Source organism: Lactobacillus sp. ESL0785 (assembly GCF_029395455.1).
Classification (GTDB): domain Bacteria; phylum Bacillota; class Bacilli; order Lactobacillales; family Lactobacillaceae; genus Lactobacillus.
The window spans coordinates 920,004-943,028 of sequence record NZ_CP113916.1 but is presented as its reverse complement, the minus strand read 5'-3'; the positions used below and the strand labels follow the sequence as shown (position 1 = coordinate 943,028).

The following is a 23,025-nucleotide window of genomic DNA, read 5'->3' as shown; positions in this document are numbered from 1 at the left end:
TTTTTTGATGCCGAATTTTTGACATCAAGCGTTTACCACAGTAGATTAAAAGTGCAGGGCAGACAAAATTAATTGTAAAAGGATGGGACTGATTTATTTTGGCAAAAATGAACATGACAGATAATCATAAAATGCAGATGGAGCATAAGCAGTCGATGACGCATGATGACAAAATGCAGATGGGTCATGAGCAGCCAATGATGCATGATGGCAAAATGTCAATGCACAATAGTGACATGATGATGCATGGCGGGCACATGATGCATATGGGTAATTTAAAGCAGAAATTTTGGTTCTCGTTGATTTTAGCATTACCAATTTTGTTTTTGAGCCCCGCAATGGGAGTCCATCTGTTCTTCCAATTCTCTTTTCCTGGGTCAGAATGGGTCGTAATGCTATTTGCGACTGCCTTATTTATCTATGGTGGGGAACCATTTCTTAAAGGTGCTTTTTATGAATTAAAAGATAAAAAGCCGGAAATGATGACATTAATTTCATTAGGGATTATTACAGCCTACATTTATAGTTTGTACGCGTTTATTCAGAATAATATCAACTCAAGTTCTAATCATGTGATGGACTTTTTCTGGGAACTAGCCACTTTGATTTTAATTATGCTGTTAGGCCACTGGATTGAAATGAATTCAATTATGAGGGCTGGCAGTTCTGTTAATGATCTAGCTAAATTATTGCCGGATAAAGTCCATGTTCAAAAGGATAATCGAACAATTGATGTTCCTTTGGCGCAAGTAAAAAGTGATGCTGTGGTAGTAGTCAAGGCTGGTGAAAGTATCCCGCTTGATGGCATCATCATTGCCGGATCAAGCGATGTCAATGAATCTTTGGTCACTGGAGAAGCGCGTTTAATTACTCGTCAAAAGGGTGATCATGTAATTGGTGGTGCAATCAATGGCTCAGGGAAATTGACAATTAAAGTAACTAATTCAGCAAACAGTGGTTTTTTGGCTAATGTTAATCGGTTAGTCCAATCTGCGCAAATGAATAAGTCAAAATTGCAAACTCTTGCAGCTCAAGTATCAGGCTGGTTATTTTACGCTGCATTAATTATTGGCGTAATTGCTCTAATTGTTTGGACTGCTAGTCAAGGAATAGCTGCCGGACTTGAACGAATGGTGACGGTCTTGGTAATTGCCTGTCCACACGCACTAGGATTAGCAATACCCTTGGTTAGTGCAAAAAGTATGTCTCTTGGAGCTAAACATGGTTTATTAATTAGAAATCGGAATGTAATTGACATTAGTCCACGAATTGATTATTTACTGCTTGATAAGACTGGTACGTTGACTGAAGGCAAATTTCAAGTTCGCAAGTATGCCAGTTTAAATGAGCAAATATCAGCAACACGCTTATTAACACTAATTGCTTCACTTGAGCAAGATTCAACGCATCCAATTGCTCAAAGTATTTTACAGTTTGCACATACTCACGAAATCTCGCCCTTACCAATTGACAATAGTAAGAATCTTGCCGGTAAGGGAGTAATGGCGACAGTTGCCGGTCAGAAATATTTTTTAATTAATGAAAAAGCCGCCCGTGAGCAAGTTCATGACTTCCCGCAAGTTGCAGTTAACGATTATACAGTTAGCTATTTAGTTCAAGGACAGCAGGTATTAGGTTATGTAGCTGTCGGTGATCAGATTAAGCCAGATGCAGCTGCATTAATCAGCAAGATCAAGCAGAACAACATTACACCAGTGATGTTAACTGGCGATAATCAGCAGGCAGCACAGAGTATTGCCCAGCAATTAGGCATTACTGAGGTTCATGCTGAATTAATGCCGGATGATAAAGAAAAGATTGTTACAGGTTTACAACAAAAGGGCAATAAAGTAATGATGGTCGGTGATGGCATTAATGATGCCCCAAGTCTAGCACGTGCAGATATTGGTGTCGCTATCGGTGCCGGTACAGATGTTGCAGTTGATTCCGCAGATGTAGTTTTGGTTAATAGCCGGCCATCAGATATTGTTAACTTTTTAGAATTGGCACGAAATACCCATCGTAAAACTGTTCAAAATTTATGGTGGGGTGCAGGTTACAATATTATAGCCTTACCTTTGGCAGCAGGTATTTTAGCACCGTTAGGTATCATGTTAGACCCTGCTTTCGGTGCAATTTTAATGTCACTTTCTACTATAATCGTAGCAATTAACGCTGAAACTTTAAAAATATAGCATTTAATTAGGATGACGTGGATGGACCAATGCCAGAAAATCATTTACTTGTTTTATACTAAATTTTGTCTTTTTAAATTATAAATAACTACTTCTTTACGTTTACCAGAAAAAAGAAAATATGAAAAGGCAAGATAAATTACGCATAGTAAGATAGTTTCTTGCCAATCAAATATTGTAGGAACTGTCATAATAATTTGTCCACTGGTTACAAATGCGGCAATATCAAATAAACTATGATAAATAATGGTAACGAGAATTGAACCTGTGTATAAATACATGGTAGAAAATACAATACCACTAAAAATTGCTGCCAATACTTGCTGAATACTAGCAGCAACTGATTGGTTAGCAAATATGTTAAAGATATGCAATAAGCCAAAGACTGTACTTGAAATTATAATAGTTCCTGATATTGGGTTCGGCCAATGCTTACGATGAAAGAGATTTAATAACAAGTTAAGCGTACAAAAGCGCATTAGTATTTCTTCACTAATCCCAGCTTTGGCTCCGCTTAACAGCATCGCTAAATTAATTGCTTTAGAATGAAAATTCCAGTTAATAAATAAATTATTCCAAGTAGTTGCCTGATTAAAGCCATTAAAAAAGCAATCTGCTGCAATAAAGATAATTATTAATAGTATAATTTTGGGTTTAGCTTTATTACTTAACCTAAGTTGCGGCAATTGAAAGCCCCATTCGTGCATTGCAATTAGGGCAACAATAGTGAACAAGATAGCGTTAATAAACCCAGATGATGTTAATACAGTTAACCAACGGCTGCAGTAAATCGTAAGATTTCTTGGATCAATACTCGAAAAAATAACAAATAGAATAAAGAAGCGTCCAAGAAAACTTTTAATCTTGGAAATAGCCAGTTTGGTAATTGGAATAAAGGCAACTAAAAGATAAAGAATGACAATTATTGTCGCGAAGTTAAAATTAATTAAATGAAATTTACGAATAAATTTTACGATTGTTGCAAGTGATTGTGGAATTGTGTATACAGAAAAGAACACTTGTAAATAATTGTTTAAAGGCTCAAGCGAATTTGGAATTAATAGGGTAAATTCTAAGATAATAAAAAGAAAAGTTAGTGCATCATCATAACTATTGAAAAAGATTAGACCAACGATAACAATGATTAATTGCACAATTGTTTGCCATAAGTACCATCTTTTAATCAATTTATTTGAACTCATCTTTTTATTCCCTTCACTTTGCTGTCTTATGTGTATATTTTACTACTTTATATGATAATATCATCATAATTTTTTTGAAATAATAGGAAAGTAAAATGCTTAAAGAAGTTTGTGTTGAAAATTTTACTATGGTTCCGCAAGTGATTGCTGCTGGCGCTGATAGAATAGAGCTGAATAATAATTTAGCAGCTGGAGGTACAACGCCTTCTTATGGTGTGATTAAGCAAACAGTTTTATACGCTCATCAAAGTAATCTGCCAGTTGTGGTGATGATTAGACCTCGTGGTGGCAATTTTAGTTACAATAATGAAGAAATGGCAATTATGCTGGCTGATTTGCAAATTGCAGCTGAACTAAATGTGGATGCTGTAACTTTTGGCTGCTTAACTAATAATCAGCAATTAGATAAGGCTAAAATGCAATTGCTGCTAACTGCAGCTACTAAAGTTAACCTGCCAGTTGTGATGCATATGGCTTTTGACGAAATTCCAGTTGCAGAACAACAGGATAGCCTTAACTGGTTGGCAGATCATGGTGTAAGCCGCATTTTGACCCATGGTGGTAGTCTGAAACAGCCAATCGAAAAAATGATACCGCATTTGCAAGAAATTATTTCTTGGGCAAAAGATAAAATTGAAATTTTGCCCGGTGGTGGCATTACTGCTGCTAATTGTGAGCGTATTGAGCAAGAAGTGAGAACCGGACAGCTGCATGGTTCAAAGATTGTGGCATTATTATAAGCAATTATTTTTTTAATAAATTAAAATTATTACCTTTTATTTTAAAATTATTGAAATAATGAACCTTAAAATGTATTATGAAGATAGTTATTAGTATAATTAACAAAATATCGGGGAGTTATTTCCCAAAAGGAGACTTAATAATGAATGAAGAAGAATACCGCATTGAAAGTGATACGATTGGTCCAGTAAAAATTCCTAAAGATGCATTATGGGGTCCACAAACAGAACGCAGCCGCAATAATTTCCCAAGTGGTGAATTAATGCCACTAGCAATTATTCGGGCATTTCTTAACTTAAAGAAGGCTGCTGCTCAATCAAACGTTGAAGTGGGGGATGAACCTAAGGAAAAAGGTGCTGCAATTGAAGATGCCATTGATCAGCTTTTAAAGCTCGATGACGTTAATTTGCGTAAAGATTTTCCATTGCATGTTTTGCAAACTGGTTCAGGCACGCAGAGCAACATGAATGTTAATGAAGTTGTGGCTAATTTAGCTAATAAGCTTCATCCAGGCTTAGACATCTTGCCAAATGATGATGTCAATCGGGGACAATCATCTAATGATACTTACCCAACTGCAATGAATATTGTGGCAGTTGAAGCTTTGGACAAGTTAGAGCCAGCAATTCAACACTTAATTGATGAATTAAAGATTAAGCAAGACAAATATTGGAAGACGGTTAAGGTTGGTCGTACTCACTTACAAGATGCAACACCTGTTACCTTTGGTCAAGAAGTATCCGGCTATATTTCAGCATTGAAGCATGATTTGGCTTATATTAAGGAATTGAAACCAACTTTGTATGAATTAGCAATTGGCGGGACAGCTGTTGGTACAGGATTAAATGCCGCACCAGGAATGACTGAAAAGATTGCTGGTAAGTTATCAGAAGTTTACGGTCATACTTTTGAAGTTAAGACTAATAAATTCTGGGGCTTAGCTCATCATTCCGGTCTTGATGTAGTTCATGGTGCTTTGAAGACTTTAGCTGCTGATATGTTCAAGATTGCTCAAGATATTCGCTTTTTGGCTTCAGGTCCGCGTGCTGGTTATCATGAATTAAATATTCCTGCCAACGAACCAGGATCATCAATCATGCCAGGTAAGGTTAACCCAACACAAGCTGAAGCTGTTACAATGGCTGCTGCTAAAGTTTTTGGTAACGATACAACGATTACTTTTGCTGCTTCACAAGGTAATTTTGAAATGAATGTCTTTAAGACAGTAATGATTGCTGCATTCTTAGATTCTTGTGATATTTTAACTGGTACAATTACCGGGTTTGCTGATAAAATGATTGCTGGTCTAACTGTCAATTCTGCAAGAATGGACGAATTATTGGAAGATTCATTGATGACTGTAACTGCATTATCACCACACATTGGTTACCATGACGCTGCTAAAATTGCCCAGGCTGCCGATAAAGAAGGTACTACTTTAAAAGAAGCAGCCTTAAAGAGCGGTAAAGTTACGGAAGCTCAATATGATGAATGGATGGATTACATGCAAATGACCAATATTGACCGGACAAAACCTGAAGAATAAATAATAGAGGAGAAATATGGCAAAATTTATTTTTACCCCAAATCAAAGTTCTGAAATCGAAAGTAACTATGATGCAGTAATCGTTGGTGCCGGTGGTGCTGGATTAACTGCAGCAATTCAAGCACATGAATTAGGCTTGAAAGTTGCTGTTTTTGAAAAAAATGATGGTCTTGGTGGTAATACTAACCGGGCATCGTCAGGGATGAATGCCTCAGAAAGTCTTGTGCAATTGCAAGAAGGGATTATTGATAATAAAGAAGATTTTTACCAAGAAACCTTAAAGGGCGGCGGCTTAATGAACGACCGCGATTTATTACGGTACTTTGTTGACCACTCTGCAATTGCGATTAGCTGGCTAATGGACCATGGAATTGAACTGACTAACTTAACAATTACTGGTGGGATGAGCAAAAAACGGGCTCATCGTCCCGCATCAATGGCTCCAGTTGGTGGTTACTTAGTTACTGGTGCTTTGAAGCAAATGCAAAAAGACAATGTGCCGATTTTTAATAACGCTAAGGTAACTAAGTTAATTAAAAATGAAGCTGGTATAGTTACTGGAATTGAAGTTGAAACAGATAATGGCATAAAAACTGTTAACGCTAAGGCAGTAATGCTAGCTTCTGGTGGTTTTGGTGCTTCTAAGGAAATGATTAAGAAGTATCGTCCAGACTTAGCTGATTATAAGACGACTAATCAACCCGGCGCAACTGGTGATGGTTTGAAGTTAGCCAGCAATATTGATGCTCAATTGGAACAAATGGACTTTATTCAAGTGCATCCAACTGCGCAAACTGATACCGATCATGTTTACTTAATTGGTGAAGGCTTACGTGGTGAAGGAGCAATCCTCGTCAATAAGGCTGGACAACGGTTTGTCAATGAAATGAATACGCGCAAAATCGTTTCTAATGCAATTACTGATTTGCATGAAGATGGTGCATATTTGATCTTTGACCAAAGTATTCGTGATAATTTTACTGCAGTAGAGTTCTATGATCATGTCGGTCTTGTTAAGCATGGTGATTCATTGGCAGACTTGGCTAGTGCGATTAACATTGATGCTGCTAACTTGGAAAAGACAATTACTGGATGGAATAAAGCAGTTGCTGCTAAAAATGATGCTGAATATGGTCGGATGACAGGAATGGATCGTGCAATTGATCGTGGCCCGTACTTCGCTATTCATATTCACCCAGCTGTTCATTACACGATGGGTGGCATTCATATTACACCAAAGACAGAAGTCTTGGATACTAATGGTAATGTGATTAAGGGTCTGTACGCTGCTGGTGAAGTTTCTGGCGGATTGCATGGTAACAATCGGATTGGTGGTAATTCAATCGCTGAGACGGTTGTCTTTGGTCGTCAAGCTGGTATCCAGATGACAGAATTTGTGCGGACAAACAAGTAGAAAAGATAAATAAAAAAGCAAGAAGAACTAAATGTTGTTCTTGCTTTTTTTACTATAAATTTTCTTCATGAAGTTAGACAGAGTAATTTCATTTTTGATTATAGTTCATAAAAGAATAGTTTTATAATTTTGATCAAATTCTTTTGTAAGCGCTATATCTGTTTAACTTTTTAAAAATAAATTATTTTATTTTGAATATTGTAAAATAGCAGCTAGAGTTTTATAATAATTTGTGTAAATAAGTACAACTTTTTATAATTTTTGAAAGGAATCTAATTTATGACTAGAAAAGTATTACTTGTTGGTGATGGTGCCGTTGGTTCGACTTTTGCAAATGATTTGTTGCAACACACAAAGGTTGACGAATTAGTAATCGCTGATGTTGTGAAAAAACGTCCAGTTGGTGATTCAATGGATTTAGAGGATATTACACCTTTTGCTGGTGAGTGCAATATTCATCCGGGTGAATATTCTGATGCAAAAGATGCTGACGTTGTAGTTATTACTGCTGGTGTTCCTCGTAAACCGGGTGAAACTAGACTTGACCTAGTTAACAAGAACGTCAACATTTTAAAGAGTATTGTTCAACCAGTTGTTGATTCTGGCTTTAAGGGCATCTTCGTTGTTTCTGCTAACCCAGTTGATATTTTAACAACTTTAACGCAAAAATTATCTGGTTTCCCTAAGAATAAGGTTATTGGTACTGGTACTTCACTTGATTCGGCCCGTTTACAAGTTGAATTGGCTAAGAAGTTGAATGTTCCAGTTGCTGCTGTTAATTCAATGGTTTTGGGTGAACATGGTGATACCTCGTTTGAGAACTTTGATGAATCTAGTGTTGCTGGCAAGGCTTTACGTGATTACGGCGAAATTAACGCTGAGGTTTTAGCCAGCGTTGAAAGTGACATTCGGCAAAAGGGCGGTAAAATCATCGAAAACAAGGGTGCAACTTTTTATGGTATCGCTGTGATGTTAACCCAAATTGTTAGTGCAATTTTGGATAATCATTCAATTGTAATGCCGTTGTCAGCACCGATTAATGGTGAATATGGCATTAAGCACGAACTTTATTTAGGTACACCTACTGCAATTGATGGTACAGGAATTAGCCATGTAATTGAAGCTAACTTATCAGAGGAAGAAAAAGCGAAGATGCTTAACTCAGCTGACAAGATGCAAGAGGTTTTAGCAGGTGTTAATTTAGATTAAGTTAAAAGAGGCGTTTTTAATGGAAGATGGCAAGCGAATTTTTTTAAAAAGAGAATTGCCAGATGCAGATGTAATTAAAGCATATACAGAATTACCTTCATCTAATGTGGCCGACTGCATGAACAGAACAGGGGCAATGTCACCACGGATCAGGTTAATGTCTAAACCTAAAAAGGAAATGTGTGGTCCAGCCTTTACTGTTCATAATCGTCCGGGCGACAACTTGACAATATTTGCTGCATTAAAATATTGTCACCCAGGTGATGTGGTTGTGATTGACAATGAAGGTGATAATACTCGTGCCATTATTGGTGAAGTAATGATGACATGGTTAAGAGATCAAAGGCATGTTGCTGGAGTTGTTATTGATGGTCCAATGCGTGACATTGATACATTAAGAGATTGGGATTTGCCAATTTATGCAGTTAGTACAACACCTAATGGTCCTTATAGAGAAGGTCCTGGTGAAATTAACGTGCCAATTTCATGTGGTAATACCAGTGTTTATCCCGGAGATATTATCTTAGGCGATGCTGATGGCGTTGTTAGAGTGGGTCGTGAAGATGCTGCAGAATTATTACCAAAGGTTCAAGCCTTTCATAAAGAAGACGATGCTAAAGCTGCAAGTTATCATGATGGTACCGGCAATTTAGACTGGGTTGATATTAAGCTTGCCGAAAAAGATTACAAGATTATTGACGATATATATCGCCTTTGAATAATAAAGAAGGATAATTATGAAAACTTTAGAAAAAGTGAATTATAAAGGCTTTATTTGGCCTTTAATAATTGGAATTGTCCTGTGGTGTATTACGCCTTGGCGGCCAGCTGGGTTAACACCACAAGCTTGGGAAATGTTTGCCGTCTTTGTTGCGACCATTGTTGGTTGTATTACAAAGCCGCTGCCGATTGGGGGAACAACATTAATTGGTTTGATCGTAACTGTTTTGGTTGGACTTGCTCCAATTGGAGATGTTGTTGATCCAAAAACAGGCGTTGTCACTAAAGGTATCTTGAGTGCTTTCAGTAATTCGGCTGCATGGCTAATTGCGATGGCTTTCATTATGGCTTACGGCATTAGTAAGACTGGTTTAGGTAATCGGATTGCTTATTGGATGATTCGGCGTTTTGGTAAAAAGTCAATCGGAATTGGTTACGCAATTACTGGTTTGGAACTGATTTTAGGAGCTTTAATTCCCTCTAACAGTGCCCGTACTGGTGGTGTTGTTTGGCCAGTTACTAAATCAATTTCAGAAAGTTATGGGTCAAAACCTAATGATCCATCACGAAAGAAGATTGGTGCATATTTAGACTTTATGGCCTTTCATGCTAATACAATCTCAACGGCATTATTTATTACTGGTGCGGCACCAAACTTGGTTGCTTCACAAATGGCTGCCCAGAAGGGTTACAACATGAGCTGGATCAGTTGGTTTATCGCTGCATTAGTTCCAGTAATTGTTGCTACGATTGTTATTCCAATTGTTATTTATAAGATTTTCCCACCAGAAATTAAGGAAACGCCTAATGCCAAAAAATGGGCTGATGATCGGCTAACAGAAATGGGACCGGTAACAACACCTGAAAAAATCATGGCTAGCGTTTTCTTGATTGCAATTATTCTTTGGGTTTTATCTGGGATTATTAAGATTCCGCAATTAGATTCTACTTTTGTTGCTTTCTTAGCTGTTGGCTTGCTTCTACTAACAGGCGTTTTAACAATGAATGATGCTTTAAAGCAAACTGGTGCTTGGAATATTTTGATTTGGCTGTCAATCTTAGTCTTTATGGCTGGTAAACTAATTTCATTTGGCTTTATTGATTGGTTCTCAAAGACAATTCAAACAAGTTTACACGGTGTTAGTTGGCAAATCGTACTGCTAATCTTAGTTATTTTGATGTTCTATACTCACTACTTCTTTGCAAGTGGAACTGCTCATATAACAGCACTTTACTTACCATTCTTATCAGTTGCAGTTGCAACTGGTGCGCCACTTAAGTTAGCTGCAATGCTGCTTGCATTCACTGGTGCAATCAATGCTTCAACTACTCACTATGCTAATGGACCGGCGTCAATTTTAGCTACCACAGGTTACGTTAAGCAGGGCGAATGGTGGAAGATGAACTTCCTGTTAGGAATTATTTATCTGTTAATCTTCGGTGTTATCGGCACGTTATGGATGAAAATCATTGGTATGTGGTAAGGAGTAACAACAATGGATTTTACCACTAACGATGGTATCCGATTGCATTATTACGATACAGGTGGAACTAAACCTGCAATTATTGCCATACCCGGCATTGGTGGTTCTAGTCAATTATGGGCTAGAGTTGCAGAGTTATTCAAAAAGAATTTTCGCTTCATTATATTAGATCCACGCAATCAAGGCTTGTCACAGAGAACGTATCAGGGGCAACGAATTAGCCGTCATGCGCAAGATTTAGCAGAGTTACTGCGTATCTTAAATTTGCAAGATGTTATCGGTATTGGTAATTCAATGGGGGCTGCTAATTTATGGTCATATATTTCATTATTTGGTAGTAAGCCATTTAAGGCAATTGTTGATTTAGATCAATCACCCAAAATGATTTGTGATCAAACTTGGCAGTATGGCTTTAAGGATTTGACGTGGAATAATTATCCTGAATACTTAAAGTTTGATTTTGGCACTGCTTCTTATGCCCATATTGATGATGAAATGTTTAATCAGGCAAAATTGGAAGCCCAACAATATCCTTATTTGCCTGCTGATAATTATCTTTGCCTGCTTGATCATGCTGAACAAGATTGGCGAGATGTTTTACTTGATTTAGATATCCCGCTGCTAGTTTTAGCAGGAGAAAAATCGCCATTTTTTGATTATCATTTTGCCACGCAAATGCAAGATTTGAACCCTAAAATTAAGGCGAAAGTTATCTCTAATTGTGGTCATTTAATTCAGGCAGAACAACCAGCAGCAATGTATGCTGCAATTATGACATTTTTAAATAGCTGTTCAGAATAAGAAAGTGACTAAATGGACCAAGTAATAGATCTTTATTTGAATGACAAGGCAGTGAAAGCAAAGTGGGAAAAATTTTTGCTTAAGCTGGGATTACATAATTTTAGTTCGCGCGAAGTTGCCAACATCGACCATACTTTAGGCTTAGTTGATGATGATGGCACATTGGTGGGAACTGGCAGTATTGCTGGCAATGTTTTAAAGTACATTGCTGTCTGCAATCAAAATGCAACCCCCGGAAGTCGCTTTAATCAAATAGTGACCGCCCTGCAGCAATATCAATTTAATCAGAAAATTTTTCATAACTTTGTGTTTACTAAGGCAAAATATTCTGCTAGCTTTCAACATTTAGGTTTTAGCGAATTAGCACATACTGATGAAGCTGCTTTTTTAGAAAGTGGCACGCCAGATGTACAGGATTTTCTAAAAGCAATTCCCCGTGTTACTGGGCAAGAGCAGAAAAAAGTAGCGGCAATTGTGATGAATGCCAATCCTTTTACTTTAGGTCACCGCAAATTAGTTCAATTGGCAAGTCAAGAAAATGATTTAGTCTATGTCTTTGTTGTGGCAACTGATGCATCTTTGTTCAGAACAAGTGAACGAATGCAGCTTGTCAAAGCAGGAACAGCTGATTTAACAAATGTGATTGTTGTCAGTGGGGGCGATTACTTGGTATCGCAAGCAACATTTCCGGCATATTTTTTAAAGACGCCGGATGATTTGATTATTACTCAAACAACAATTGATGCTCGTGTATTTAAAAACATTATTGCACCAGCATTGATGATTACCCGACGTTATCTTGGGACAGAACCCTTTTCACATACAACTAATTTCTATAATCAGAGTTTAACTAATGAACTCACGCCCAAAGTTAAGGTTAAAGTCGTACAGCGTTTTAGTAATCGTGATCAAATTATCACGGCAACTCATGTACGGCAATTAATTAAGGACAATCAGTTAGATCAAATTGCACCACTGGTACCACAAACAACAATGGCTTTTATTAATAGTCAACAACATATTTTACAAACAAGAATTAAGAAAGGAATGAATATTAATGGAAATTAAAACAATTGGTGTCGCAGGAACTTTAGAATCTTCAGACATTCAAATTATGATTTCTCAAGGTAGTAATGGCATCCAAATTGATTTGGATTCAGAAGTAATTAAGGCATATGGTGATCAAATTAAAAAGGTGATTACTGATACCTTAAATAGATATGGCATTGACAATGCTAAAGTTAAAGCAACAGACAAGGGTGCACTTGATTGTGTCATTGCTGCTAGAACTTTAGCTGCTGCCCAGAGAGCAACAGAAACTACTGATAAACCTGAATTGGAGGTATTGCAATAAATGACTTACGTAAAGAATCGTTTACGCCGGACAATGATGTTTGTTCCCGGCAATAACCCAGCAATGGTTAAAGATGCTGGTATTTATGGCGCAGATTCAATTATGCTCGACTTAGAAGATGCTGTTTCCTTAACTGAAAAAGATGCTGCTAGAATGCTCGTTTATAATGCAATTAAGCACATCGATTTTGGCGGTGCCGAAATTGTTGTTCGAATTAATGGCCAAGATACACCATTTTATGACGAAGATGTTAAGGCAATGGTTAAAGCTGGGGTTGATGTTATTCGGTTACCAAAAACAGAATCAGCCGAAATGATCAAAAAATTAGTTAAGGACATAGAAAAAGCCGAAGCTGAATATGGTGTTAAGAAAGATTCAATTGGTGTAATGGCCGCAATTGAAAGTGCAAAGGGCGTTTTAAATACGCCAACAATTGCTACTGCTACACCATTGATGATGGGATTAGCTGTTTCTGGTGAAGATTATACAGCTGACATGCACACACACCGTTATCCAGATGGTCGTGAATTGGAATTTGCACGTAACATGGTTTTACAATCAGCACGTGCTGCTGATGTTTACGCTTTTGACACGGTATTTTCTAATATGAAGGATACCGAAGGCTTTTACCGTGAAACAAGATACATTTATGAATTAGGTTATGATGGTAAGTCATTAGTTAACCCACGGCAAATCCCAATGGTTAATGAAGTTTTCAATCCAACTAAAGAAGAAATTGAAAACGCTAAAAACGTCCAAAATGCAATTCGCGAAGCTAAGGCCAAAGGTTCAGGTGTTATCTCAATGAACGGCAAGATGGTTGATAAGCCAGTTGTTGCTAAGGCTAACCGCGTTATTGAAACTGCTAAAGCATCAAACTTAATTGATGAGGAGGGTAATTACATTGGAGAATAAAGTAAACCGCGAATTGCCAGATGATTTAATGAATAAAATGAATTTAAAACCGTTTGCGTCAGTTGAGATCGGCAATCCAGAAGTTCAACGAGTAGCACCTAAAGTAAGAGTAACTGCTGGTGAAAATAAGGTAGTTGATTCACTAGAAGATGTTATTAAAAATAATTTGCAAGATGGTATGACAATTTCTTTCCACCACCATTTTAGAAATGGCGACTTTGCTTTTAACAAAGTTATGGACCAAATTATTAAAATGGGATACAAGGATTTAACGCTTGCACCATCTTCATTAACTGGTGTTATGAATGATAAGGTAATTGAAGCCATTAAGAAAGGTGTTATTACTAACATTGCTTCTTCAGGTATGCGGGGCTCGCTTGGTGATTTTATTTCTCATGGTGGTCTGAAGAATCCCGTCATTTTCCGTTCACATGGTAATCGGGCGCGGGCAATTGAAGAAGGAGATATCAAGATTGATGTTGCTTTCTTGGGTGTACCGGTTTCTGATCCAGCAGGTAATGCTAATGGTCAAGATGGCGATGCTGTCTTTGGTTCACTGGGTTATGCGTTAATTGATGCCCAATATGCTGATAAAGTTGTTTTATTGACAGATAATATTGTTGCTTATCCGAATACTCCAGCTTCAATTAAGCAGGATCAAGTTGATTATGTGGTTAAGGTTGATAAGATCGGTGATCCCGACAAGATTGGTTCAGGTGCGACCCGGTTTACCAAGGATCCAAAGGAATTGAAGATTGCACAAATGGTTAATCAAGTAATCGTTAATTCACCATATTACAAGCAAGGTTTCTCCTTCCAGACTGGTTCTGGTGGTGCTGCACTTGCAGTTACACGTTATTTGCGGCAATCGATGCTTGATGATGGTATCACTGCTTCATTTGCATTGGGTGGCATTACTAAGCCAACAACTGATTTGCTTGAAGAAGGCTTAGTTAAGAAAATCATGGATGTACAGGATTTTGATAAGGGTGCTGCTGCTTCCATGGCTCAGAATAAGAATCAACAAGAAATTGATGCTTCTTGGTACGCTGATCCGCATAATAAGGGTGCTGTTGTTAATAACTTAGATGTTGCTATTTTATCAGCATTGCAAATTGATACTGACTTTAATGTTAATGTTATGACTGGTTCTGATGGTGTTATTCGGGGTGCTATTGGTGGTCACCAAGATGCTGCTAATGCTAAGATGACAATTATTACGGCACCACTTGTCCGTGGTCGTAACGCTACTGTTGTTCCGACGGTTGAAACAGTTGTTACCCCAGGTGATTCAATTGATGTCTTGGTAACTGAACGTGGCATTGCTATTAATCCTAAACGGCAAGATTTAATTGCTGCCTTTAGTAAGGTTCCTGGTCTGACAATCTTAGATATTAAGGACTTACAAAAAATGGCACAAGACCAAGTTGGTGTGCCAAAGCCACTTGAATATACTGATAAGACTGTAGCTCTAGTTGAATATCGTGATGGTACAATCATTGATACAATTAAGCAAGTTAAAGATTAATTTAATTGTTTAACACAAAAAGCGTAGAAATAAGTTACGACTCATTTCCGCGCTTTTTTAGTTATAATAAACAGTAAAGGAATGATTAGAGTGACTAAATCAATTTTTACCATAGGAAAACCACAAACTATTCCCAATGTTTTGGCAAATAAAGATCAACGCGTAGCTTTGCAGCAACAAATTTTTACACGCTATCCACAACAAGTACTGCTTGACGTAAAATTAAATATTCCGGGACCAATTAAAAATAACCGTTATTTGCGAAAATTATTTGCTGCAGGTATCCAAGATTTGGAAGCTATTCTAGCAGCGAAACAATTAAGTTTTAATTTGTTAGTTAGTTGGGATAAACCAAGTGGCTGTGAGAATTTTTATTTGTTAACCGAAGACAGTCAGCTGGTTAAGCAGGCAGCAATTATTTTTGAAGATCAAACACAATTAGGGCGTTTGTTTGATGCAGATGTTCTCGTTAAAAGTCAGAATGCAGCTTTATCACGTTCTAAATTGGGATTAAAGGTGCGACGTTGCTTTATTTGTGAGCGTCCAGCAAAAGAATGTGCTAGATCGCGGCGTCATGCTGTTAGTGAATTACAAGAGTACATTAATCAAATTTACGCACAGAAATTTAATTAGTACCGTTATTTTTACGTAAAACGCGCTCAGCAATACCGCTGGTTGTAACTAGGTGAGTAATTACGCCACTTCTAAGTGCGCCTAGCAAGGCATCTTCCTTGAAGCGATTTTTAACAATGACAAACCGGTTAGGAATTTGCATAATTTCTCTTAAACTAATCCCGCAAATATGAGGTTCAATTGAGGAATAAAATTCACCATTAATATCGTAGGGACGACCAAAAATAACCCCGGCAACTTTATTGCGATCAATATTCGCAAATAATTGATCATTATAATAATCCATAAAGAACTTGCCGGATTCAAATGCTTGATTAGTTCCAATGCTGGCGAAGGCTAAATCAATCTTAGAATAATAATTTTTAATATATTCAAAAAATGGTTCTTTTTGAATATATTGAACTAATTGTGGGTTAATGGCATAAAGTGGGGCTGGCAAAGTTAAACATTTAGCATTAAACATATTGGCAGCAATTTGTGCTAACGGATGTTTACGTTTGCTGGCATTAACTGCTTGCCCAACAAGTTGAATAAAAGTAAGGTCTTCACGATTAACTTCAGAAAAATTATCAATGATATCGCGGACTAAGGTACCCCAAGTTAAGCCGATAACATGGGCTGTTTTGGCATAATTTTGAATTTGCTTGGCGGCATACTTGACGATCATTTCATTATCTTGGTTCTTGGTTTCAAGATCTTTTAGAATGTAAACTTCCTTTAAATCAAAAAGTTTTTGAAATTCGCGTTCCAATCTTTCAGCTCTTCTAGGGCTTTGATAGATACTAATTTTCACAATACCTTTATCTTCAGCTTCTTCAATTGCCTTAGTAATCAAGTAACGTGAAAGATTATACTTTTGCGAAATATCGGCAATATTTAGTTTACTTAAAAAATAATCATGTGCGATATTTGCTAGCTCTTCATCTGTTAATAGTGTCATTTCCTTATTCCTTACTTATCATTAATTAAAATATTGTAAATATACTTTGAGTATTAATGCTCAAAGTTACTAATAATTATTACCGAAATGCACAAAGTGAAAAAAGTCTTGCTGCTTATTTATTCTAATAAGTCACAAAAAGTACCATGACTAACTTTTTGCAAATCAGCTGGTTTTAAAAAGACACTACGCCCAACTTTACCACTAGAAACACCAATTTCGTTTTCTTGTTGCATTCCAGCATCCAGATAGATAGGAAAATGATGTTTAAAGTAGATGCCAATAGGGGTATTGGCACCATGAACGTAACCGGTTGTCTTTTCCAAGTCCTTTAGTGGTAGCATTTCACATTTTTTATTACCAGAATTTTTAGCTAATTTTTTCATGCTTAAATGCTCAGTTACAGGGATTACGCCGACAACAGTACCAGTTTTGTTACCCGTGCAAACTAGCGTTTTGTAGACCAAATGTTCTTTCTCGTTTAAAATAGAAGTATCCATTTTAGCAACACCGCCGGAATCTTCATGTGTCACAAATTCTGTTTGCCGATATGCGATTTTGTCGCGATCTAAAATTTTTTCAACCAATGTTTTTTCAAGTTTATTTTTCTTCTTTGACATAATTATCACCTTTATAATGATAGCATTGCTCGGAGAAAAATAAAAAGGGAGTTTATCTAAAAAATGAAATTATTAATAATTAAAATTGAGACTAGTCATGAAGTAGAAGACGCGCTTGGCGTTTATAGTCAGGATGTGCTGCACGCACTGGGAACTGAAAGTAGAAAGCGGGCAGATTTTGAACATGCAGGTTGGGAACACGATTCAACTGTTGTTAAACTTGATGAGATTAAGGATTTGCCAGAAGATTTACAATTTTTAGCTTATTTTGATGAGGAAGCGGATCCCAAAAAACTGATAACACAATATCAGGAGAAATTAACAGAATTAAAGAGTTATGGTTTAGCAATTGGTCAGGCGAAAATTACTAGTTCATATATTAAAGATCAAGATTGGAATACAGCTTGGCAAAAATTTTATCATGTTATAGATTTTTCTCGGCACTTGGCAATTGTTCCTGAATGGGAAGAGTATCAACCGGCTTTTCAAGACCAAAAGTTAATTAAACTTGATCCTGGTCTAGCTTTTGGTACGGGTAATCATAAAACAACGCAATTAGCAATGATGGGCTTAGAACGGGCAATGATTGCACCTAAAAGTGTCGTTGATGTGGGCACTGGTTCTGGCATTTTAGCAATTGCGGCTGCTTTATTAGGTGCGAAATCTGTTTTGGCGACAGATATTTCTGATGAAGCAGTAACTGCGGCTCACGAAAATATTGCTTTAAACCAATTAACAAATATCAAGGTAGCCAAGGCAAGTCTACTGAAGAACGTTACTGGTAAGTTCGACATTATTGTTGCTAATATCTTAGCTGAAATTCTCTTAGATTTAATTCCGCAAATGGATGCGCACTTAAACGTTGGCGGCCAAATTATTTTTTCAGGAATAGATTATTTACAGTTAGATAAGGTTAAGCAAGCGTTGCAAGAACACAATTTCAAGATTACATTAACCATGCGGCAAGATCGCTGGGTGGGCTTAATAATTGAACGCCAAGAACGGTAAAAAGGATTATAATATTAAAATAAGTTATGTAAGGAATATTAGATTGATTAATAAATTTAAGTATATTAAGCAAAAAATCAAACAGTTACCGTTAATTTACAAATTAAATCAATTTCCAGCAATGCCAATAATTTGGTGGGGATTGTTAGTTGCACTTTTACCCTTTTTATTCAGCTTACTAAGTGTACCCATTGTTTGGCGTGTCGGGCTGCTATTTTTTGTAATAAACAGTGTTGTTAGTTATCATGTTGGTAAATTAATAGTAACATTGAGGGTAAAACATTACTGGCTGCTTTTTTTACCAGTTGTTTTTTGCTTAGTTGTTTTAATTAAATTTGCTAATTATAATTTATTATTTAGCCTAATTTATCTTATTTTTGAGGTATTTGGCTTGATGGATAAACATATTTATAATTAGGCGAGGTGTTAAGAATGTCCAAATATGTAGAAATGACGCATGATCAGGTAATAGATGCCTGTAAGAAGTATATGAATGATGACCAGATTGCTTTTGTAGAAGAAGCCTATCAATATGCTAATGAAGCACATAAAGAACAGAAACGGGCTTCAGGTCAGCCTTATATTGTGCATCCAACACAAGTGGCTGGAACTTTGGCGAATTTGGGACTTGATCCTGATACGATTGCTGCCGGCTTTTTACATGATACGGTTGAAGATACACCAGTTACCAACGATGACATTAAGCAAAAATTTGGTAAGGATGTTGCCTTTATTGTTGACGGCGTTACTAAATTAAATAAATATGAATATAAGTCTCACCAAGAATTTTTGGCAGAAAATCACCGCAAAATGTTGATTGCAATGGCGAAGGATATCCGAGTAATTATGGTTAAGCTGGCTGATCGACTGCACAATATGCATACTTTACAGCACTTACGACCGGATAAACAGCGTCGCATTTCTTCAGAAACGATGGATATCTATGCACCATTAGCTGATCGTTTAGGAATTGGGACGATTAAGTGGGAACTTGAAGATTTAAGTTTTCATTATTTAAACCCCAAGGCTTATTATCGCATTGTTAACTTGATGAACTTAAAGCGCAGTCAGCGGGAAAAGTATATCCAAGATGCAATTCAAACTTTGGAACAAAGTCTAGATAATTTGGGTATTAAATATGAAATTTATGGGCGGCCTAAACATATTTATTCTATTTATAAAAAGATGGTCAACAAGCATAAAGATTTTGATGAAATTTATGACTTGTCAGCTGTTCGGGTTGTTGTTAAGACAGTAAAGGATTGTTATGCGGTTTTAGGTGCTGTCCATACTAAGTGGAAACCAATGCCTGGGCGCTTTAAAGATTATATTGCTGTACCTAAGGTCAATGGTTATCAGTCTCTGCATACAACAATTATTGGGCCTGGTGGTCGACCATTAGAAATTCAAATTCGGACGCAGCAAATGCATGAAGTTGCTGAGTATGGGGTTGCGGCTCATTGGGCATACAAGCGTGGCAACTTTACCGGTGTTGAACAAACCAATTCCAATGAAAAATTGGACATGGTTCGAGAAATTTTGGAATTAAAAGATGAAACGCAGGATGCTGGCGAATTCATGAAGAACGTTAAGAGTGAAATTTTCTCTGATCGTGTTTATGTTTTCACTCCTAAAGGTGAGGTTTATGAATTGCCCAAGGGTGCGGTTACGCTTGATTTTGCTTACGAAATTCATACACAAGTTGGTAGTCATGCTGTTGGTGCTAAGGTTAATGGTAAGTTAGTGCCCCTGGATTATAAATTGAAAAATGGTGATGTAATTGATATCATGACTCAGTCAAATGCTGCGCCTTCGCGTGACTGGATTGACATGGTTAAGACTTCACGAGCTCGTAACAAGATTCGACGTTATTTCCGTAATTTGGACCGAGAAAACAGTATTGAGCAAGGGCAACAAATGGTAGCGGACAAGCTGCGCGAGCAAGATTTAGCCCCCAAAGAGTTCATGGATCAAGCACACATTGACAAGGTTCTTGAGCAACTCAATTACCATACCGCTGATGAATTGTACGCTTCAATTGGTTTTGGTGATTTATCTGCTGTCAGTATCGTTAATCGGCTGACACTTGACTTGCGGCGCGAAGAAGAAAAAAAGCGCCAGAAGCAACTTGAGGAAGAAATTCTAAATTCAGGTCAAAAGTCTGCGACCAAGGAACAAAATAGTAAGTCTGCGACAACGCCAATGAAAATCAAGCACAAAGATGGGGTGATGATTCAGGGCATCAGTGATTTGATGCTTCATTTGGCTAAATGTTGCAATCCAGTCCCTGGCGATAAGATTGTGGGCTATGTTACTAAAGGACGCGGCGTTACAATTCACCGGGCTGATTGCCGTAATATTGTTAATAATGAAGCAAGTAAGGGCCGGTTAATTGAAGTTGAATGGGAAAATGTTGAAGAAAACAGTGCCCAAGCCTTTAATGCTAATATTGAAGTTTTTGGTTACAACCGTAGCAAGTTATTGAGCGATGTAATTACAAAATTAAATTCGGTCACAACGAATATTAACAATCTTTCGGGAAAAGTTAATGAAGAAAATATTGCTCATATTTATGCTACTGTTGCAGTTAGAAATTCAGCTCAACTGGACGAAATTTTGAGTAAATTGCGGGATGTACCGGATGTTTATGAAACTAGAAGGGCGGATAACTAATGCGGGTTGTCATTCAACGGGTCAATGAGGCACAAGTAAAAATTGCTGATAATGTTGTTGGTCAAATTACTAAGGGCTTATTGCTGCTAGTAGGAATTAAGGAAGGCGATGATTTAGCAGTTGTGCAAAAAGCTGCTGCTAAAGTTGTCAAGATGAGAATTTTTGCAGATGAAAATGGCAAAACTAATTTAGCAATTAAGGATATTGGCGGCCAAATTTTAAGTGTTAGTCAATTTACCTTGTTAGCTGATACTAAGAAAGGTAATCGACCAAGTTTTATTCAGGCAATGCGACCACCAAAATCTAAAGAATTATGGGAAGCTTTTAACCAAGAATTGGCTAGTGCTGGTTTACATGTTGAAACTGGTGAATTCGGTGCTGATATGAAGGTTAGCTTGGAAAACGATGGGCCATTTACGATTGTATTAGATCTGTAACTAATTTAAAAAATAACGAATTACGATCTGTCAACTAAGAATTGGCTATTATGTAAATTCTTAGTTGACATTTTGCCCTTAAAACTATAAGCTAAAACAAGAATTATCAATGACAAAGATTGAAGTTCAGCGATTTCTATTGTTAGAGACTACTCAATTGGTGTAAGAGTGGATAGAAGGCTGACTGTGACCCCTTTATCAGATAATATGCGCGTCGCGAGCGTTATTCGCAGCAAGCAAAAGGTGGTACCGTGCATGATCTAGCGCCCTTGATTTATTCAAGGGTGCTTTTTTATATTTAAAAAGGATGATTAAATGAGAGTTCAGAAACCAAAAGGAACAGTTGACATTTTACCTGAACAATCCGGTTCATGGGAAAAAGTTGAACAAATAGTGCGTGATTTTTTTAAACAAGCAAATTATCGCGAAATTCGAACCCCAAGTTTTGAAAATTATGAGGTCTTTTCCCGTTCGAGTGGCGAAACTTCTGATGTTGTTGAGAAGGAAATGTATGACTTTAATGACAAAGGTGGCCGTCACATTGCCTTAAGACCTGAGGGAACTGCTGGTGTTGTGCGGGCTTACGTTGAAGATAAGCTGTATGCGCCAGAAGTTGTTAAACCATTCAACGTTTATTATATTGAATCAACTTTCCGTTATGAACGTCCACAAGCTGGTCGTCAGCGTGAATTTCACCAAATTGGGGTTGAAAGCTTTGGCTCTAGTAATTCATTAGCTGATGTCGAAACTATCGTTTTGGCTCATGATTTATTGGCTAAGTTAGGCGTTAAGAATTATGAGTTACATATTAATACTTTGGGTAACGCCCAAGTGCGCCAAGATTACCATGATGCTTTAGTCAATTACTTTACGCCATTAAGAGAACAATTATCTGACGATTCTAAACGACGGTTAGAGAAGAATCCACTTAGAATTTTGGATTCTAAGGATGAACAAGATAAGCAATTTTTACCAGATGCACCGAAGATTATTGATTATCTAGATGACGATTCTAAAGCTAACTTTGATGAGATTACTGGTATTCTCGATCAACTTAAGATTAATTACGTTATTGATAACGATTTGGTTCGCGGACTTGATTACTACACGGGTATCATTTTTGAATTCATGGTTGAAGATAAAAATCTTTGGGAATCAGCAACAACAATTCTTGGCGGTGGTCGCTACGACCATTTGGTACAAGAGTTTGATGGTCCTGAAACACCAGCCGTTGGTTTTGGGATTGGAGAAGAACGGTTAATGCTTGTCTTACAAAAGCAAAATCCGGCTTTATTTGCTGATGAGGGAATTGATTTCTTCATTACTAATATTGGTGCAGGTACTGAAATTAAGGCTGTTGAAATTGCCCGTTCACTTCGTAAGCAAGGTTTTAAAGTTCAATATGATGTTGACCAGAAGAAATTAAAAGCTCAGTTTAAGAAGGCTGATCGGGTTAAAGCTAAGTTTGTGATTACTCTTGGCGCTAAGGAATTGGCAAATGGCACGTTGAATGTTAAGCGTCTTGCTGACGGTCAGACAATTGATCTAAGTCTATCTGATGTTGATGAGATGAAGACTGTTATGAAACGATTAAAGGATTAAATG

21 protein-coding genes are annotated in these 23,025 nt (G+C 37.1%); 18 read left to right on the top strand and 3 right to left on the bottom strand.

The window, feature by feature from the left end; all coding sequences use genetic code 11:
- Nucleotides 1-107 precede the first annotated feature (107 nt).
- Nucleotides 108-2,195, top strand: coding sequence for a copper-translocating P-type ATPase (locus tag OZY43_RS04570; protein ID WP_277166356.1), 2,088 nt, complete (start codon nucleotides 108-110; stop codon nucleotides 2,193-2,195).
- A 53-nt stretch (nucleotides 2,196-2,248) separates the two neighbouring features.
- Here the strand turns inward: OZY43_RS04570 and OZY43_RS04565 are convergent, their stop codons facing one another.
- A complete protein-coding gene (locus OZY43_RS04565; RefSeq protein ID WP_277163867.1) occupies nucleotides 2,249-3,397 on the bottom strand; it encodes a CPBP family intramembrane glutamic endopeptidase in 1,149 nt (382 codons plus the stop codon).
- A gap of 95 nt (nucleotides 3,398-3,492) precedes the next feature.
- Here OZY43_RS04565 and OZY43_RS04560 point away from each other — a divergent pair, with 95 nt between their 5' ends.
- The 12 genes from OZY43_RS04560 (at nucleotide 3,493) to citX (ending at nucleotide 15,742) form a co-directional block, all read left to right on the top strand.
- Nucleotides 3,493-4,137 (top strand): copper homeostasis protein CutC, encoded by a 645-nt coding sequence (locus OZY43_RS04560; protein WP_277163865.1) that lies wholly within the window; start codon nucleotides 3,493-3,495, stop codon nucleotides 4,135-4,137.
- A gap of 143 nt (nucleotides 4,138-4,280) precedes the next feature.
- Nucleotides 4,281-5,684 (top strand): class II fumarate hydratase, encoded by a 1,404-nt coding sequence (locus OZY43_RS04555; RefSeq protein ID WP_277163863.1) that lies wholly within the window; start codon nucleotides 4,281-4,283, stop codon nucleotides 5,682-5,684.
- A gap of 16 nt (nucleotides 5,685-5,700) precedes the next feature.
- Nucleotides 5,701-7,098 (top strand): flavocytochrome c, encoded by a 1,398-nt coding sequence (locus OZY43_RS04550; RefSeq protein ID WP_277163861.1) that lies wholly within the window; start codon nucleotides 5,701-5,703, stop codon nucleotides 7,096-7,098.
- A gap of 279 nt (nucleotides 7,099-7,377) precedes the next feature.
- Complete coding sequence (locus OZY43_RS04545; protein ID WP_277163860.1) at nucleotides 7,378-8,307, top strand: L-lactate dehydrogenase; 930 nt, start codon at nucleotides 7,378-7,380, stop codon at nucleotides 8,305-8,307.
- A 19-nt stretch (nucleotides 8,308-8,326) separates the two neighbouring features.
- Complete coding sequence (locus tag OZY43_RS04540; RefSeq protein WP_277152476.1) at nucleotides 8,327-9,025, top strand: RraA family protein; 699 nt, start codon at nucleotides 8,327-8,329, stop codon at nucleotides 9,023-9,025.
- Between the two features lie 19 nt (nucleotides 9,026-9,044).
- Nucleotides 9,045-10,511: a DASS family sodium-coupled anion symporter gene (locus tag OZY43_RS04535; RefSeq protein ID WP_277163859.1), complete on the top strand. Its 1,467-nt coding sequence runs from the start codon at nucleotides 9,045-9,047 to the stop codon at nucleotides 10,509-10,511.
- A gap of 12 nt (nucleotides 10,512-10,523) precedes the next feature.
- Nucleotides 10,524-11,312, top strand: coding sequence for an alpha/beta hydrolase (locus tag OZY43_RS04530; RefSeq protein ID WP_277163858.1), 789 nt, complete (start codon nucleotides 10,524-10,526; stop codon nucleotides 11,310-11,312).
- Nucleotides 11,313-11,324: 12 nt separating this feature from the next.
- Nucleotides 11,325-12,380 (top strand): [citrate (pro-3S)-lyase] ligase, encoded by a 1,056-nt coding sequence (citC, locus tag OZY43_RS04525; RefSeq protein WP_277163857.1) that lies wholly within the window; start codon nucleotides 11,325-11,327, stop codon nucleotides 12,378-12,380.
- Entirely contained in the window at nucleotides 12,370-12,666 is a 297-nt protein-coding gene (gene citD, locus OZY43_RS04520; protein ID WP_277163856.1) for a citrate lyase acyl carrier protein, read from the top strand. The genes citC and citD overlap by 11 nt, the downstream gene beginning before the upstream one ends.
- On the top strand, nucleotides 12,667-13,581 hold the full coding sequence (locus OZY43_RS04515; RefSeq protein WP_277163855.1) for an aldolase/citrate lyase family protein: 915 nt from the start codon (nucleotides 12,667-12,669) through the stop codon (nucleotides 13,579-13,581).
- Nucleotides 13,571-15,109, top strand: a complete 1,539-nt coding sequence (citF, locus tag OZY43_RS04510; protein WP_280927705.1) for a citrate lyase subunit alpha — start codon at nucleotides 13,571-13,573, stop codon at nucleotides 15,107-15,109. Before OZY43_RS04515 ends, citF begins: the two co-directional genes overlap by 11 nt.
- Before the next feature lie 90 nt (nucleotides 15,110-15,199).
- Complete coding sequence (gene citX, locus OZY43_RS04505) at nucleotides 15,200-15,742, top strand: citrate lyase holo-[acyl-carrier protein] synthase (RefSeq protein ID WP_280927704.1); 543 nt, start codon at nucleotides 15,200-15,202, stop codon at nucleotides 15,740-15,742.
- Here citX and OZY43_RS04500 read toward each other — a convergent pair.
- Together OZY43_RS04500 and ybaK are read right to left on the bottom strand one after the other, a co-directional pair.
- Nucleotides 15,735-16,682 (bottom strand): sugar-binding domain-containing protein, encoded by a 948-nt coding sequence (locus OZY43_RS04500; RefSeq protein WP_277163852.1) that lies wholly within the window; start codon nucleotides 16,680-16,682, stop codon nucleotides 15,735-15,737. The two genes, citX and OZY43_RS04500, sit on opposite strands and share 8 nt — an antisense overlap.
- A gap of 119 nt (nucleotides 16,683-16,801) precedes the next feature.
- Nucleotides 16,802-17,302: a Cys-tRNA(Pro) deacylase gene (ybaK, locus tag OZY43_RS04495; RefSeq protein WP_277163851.1), complete on the bottom strand. Its 501-nt coding sequence runs from the start codon at nucleotides 17,300-17,302 to the stop codon at nucleotides 16,802-16,804.
- A gap of 63 nt (nucleotides 17,303-17,365) precedes the next feature.
- Here ybaK and prmA point away from each other — a divergent pair, with 63 nt between their 5' ends.
- The 5 genes from prmA to hisS all read left to right on the top strand — a co-directional run bounded on the left by prmA (nucleotide 17,366) and on the right by hisS (nucleotide 23,022).
- Nucleotides 17,366-18,310, top strand: a complete 945-nt coding sequence (prmA, locus tag OZY43_RS04490) for a 50S ribosomal protein L11 methyltransferase (protein WP_277163850.1) — start codon at nucleotides 17,366-17,368, stop codon at nucleotides 18,308-18,310.
- A gap of 43 nt (nucleotides 18,311-18,353) precedes the next feature.
- Complete coding sequence (locus OZY43_RS04485; RefSeq protein ID WP_277163849.1) at nucleotides 18,354-18,728, top strand: hypothetical protein; 375 nt, start codon at nucleotides 18,354-18,356, stop codon at nucleotides 18,726-18,728.
- Nucleotides 18,729-18,742: 14 nt separating this feature from the next.
- On the top strand, nucleotides 18,743-20,983 hold the full coding sequence (locus tag OZY43_RS04480; protein ID WP_277163847.1) for a bifunctional (p)ppGpp synthetase/guanosine-3',5'-bis(diphosphate) 3'-pyrophosphohydrolase: 2,241 nt from the start codon (nucleotides 18,743-18,745) through the stop codon (nucleotides 20,981-20,983).
- Nucleotides 20,983-21,420, top strand: a complete 438-nt coding sequence (gene dtd / locus OZY43_RS04475) for a D-aminoacyl-tRNA deacylase (RefSeq protein WP_277163845.1) — start codon at nucleotides 20,983-20,985, stop codon at nucleotides 21,418-21,420. The genes OZY43_RS04480 and dtd overlap by 1 nt, the downstream gene beginning before the upstream one ends.
- A gap of 315 nt (nucleotides 21,421-21,735) precedes the next feature.
- Nucleotides 21,736-23,022, top strand: a complete 1,287-nt coding sequence (gene hisS, locus OZY43_RS04470; RefSeq protein ID WP_277163843.1) for a histidine--tRNA ligase — start codon at nucleotides 21,736-21,738, stop codon at nucleotides 23,020-23,022.
- Nucleotides 23,023-23,025: the final 3 nt, after the last annotated feature.

Excerpts from the sequence above, each read along its gene's own strand:
- OZY43_RS04570 (WP_277166356.1), top strand. The coding sequence starts at position 108 with ATGAACATGACAGATAATCATAAAATGCAGATGGAGCATAAGCAGTCG.
- OZY43_RS04565 (WP_277163867.1), bottom strand. The coding sequence starts at position 3,397 with ATGAGTTCAAATAAATTGATTAAAAGATGGTACTTATGGCAAACAATT.
- OZY43_RS04560 (WP_277163865.1), top strand. The coding sequence starts at position 3,493 with ATGCTTAAAGAAGTTTGTGTTGAAAATTTTACTATGGTTCCGCAAGTG.
- OZY43_RS04555 (WP_277163863.1), top strand. The coding sequence starts at position 4,281 with ATGAATGAAGAAGAATACCGCATTGAAAGTGATACGATTGGTCCAGTA.
- OZY43_RS04550 (WP_277163861.1), top strand. The coding sequence starts at position 5,701 with ATGGCAAAATTTATTTTTACCCCAAATCAAAGTTCTGAAATCGAAAGT.
- OZY43_RS04545 (WP_277163860.1), top strand. The coding sequence starts at position 7,378 with ATGACTAGAAAAGTATTACTTGTTGGTGATGGTGCCGTTGGTTCGACT.
- OZY43_RS04540 (WP_277152476.1), top strand. The coding sequence starts at position 8,327 with ATGGAAGATGGCAAGCGAATTTTTTTAAAAAGAGAATTGCCAGATGCA.
- OZY43_RS04535 (WP_277163859.1), top strand. The coding sequence starts at position 9,045 with ATGAAAACTTTAGAAAAAGTGAATTATAAAGGCTTTATTTGGCCTTTA.
- OZY43_RS04530 (WP_277163858.1), top strand. The coding sequence starts at position 10,524 with ATGGATTTTACCACTAACGATGGTATCCGATTGCATTATTACGATACA.
- citC (WP_277163857.1), top strand. The coding sequence starts at position 11,325 with ATGGACCAAGTAATAGATCTTTATTTGAATGACAAGGCAGTGAAAGCA.
- citD (WP_277163856.1), top strand. The coding sequence starts at position 12,370 with ATGGAAATTAAAACAATTGGTGTCGCAGGAACTTTAGAATCTTCAGAC.
- OZY43_RS04515 (WP_277163855.1), top strand. The coding sequence starts at position 12,667 with ATGACTTACGTAAAGAATCGTTTACGCCGGACAATGATGTTTGTTCCC.
- OZY43_RS04500 (WP_277163852.1), bottom strand. The coding sequence starts at position 16,682 with ATGACACTATTAACAGATGAAGAGCTAGCAAATATCGCACATGATTAT.
- ybaK (WP_277163851.1), bottom strand. The coding sequence starts at position 17,302 with ATGTCAAAGAAGAAAAATAAACTTGAAAAAACATTGGTTGAAAAAATT.
- prmA (WP_277163850.1), top strand. The coding sequence starts at position 17,366 with ATGAAATTATTAATAATTAAAATTGAGACTAGTCATGAAGTAGAAGAC.
- OZY43_RS04480 (WP_277163847.1), top strand. The coding sequence starts at position 18,743 with ATGTCCAAATATGTAGAAATGACGCATGATCAGGTAATAGATGCCTGT.
- dtd (WP_277163845.1), top strand. The coding sequence starts at position 20,983 with ATGCGGGTTGTCATTCAACGGGTCAATGAGGCACAAGTAAAAATTGCT.
- hisS (WP_277163843.1), top strand. The coding sequence starts at position 21,736 with ATGAGAGTTCAGAAACCAAAAGGAACAGTTGACATTTTACCTGAACAA.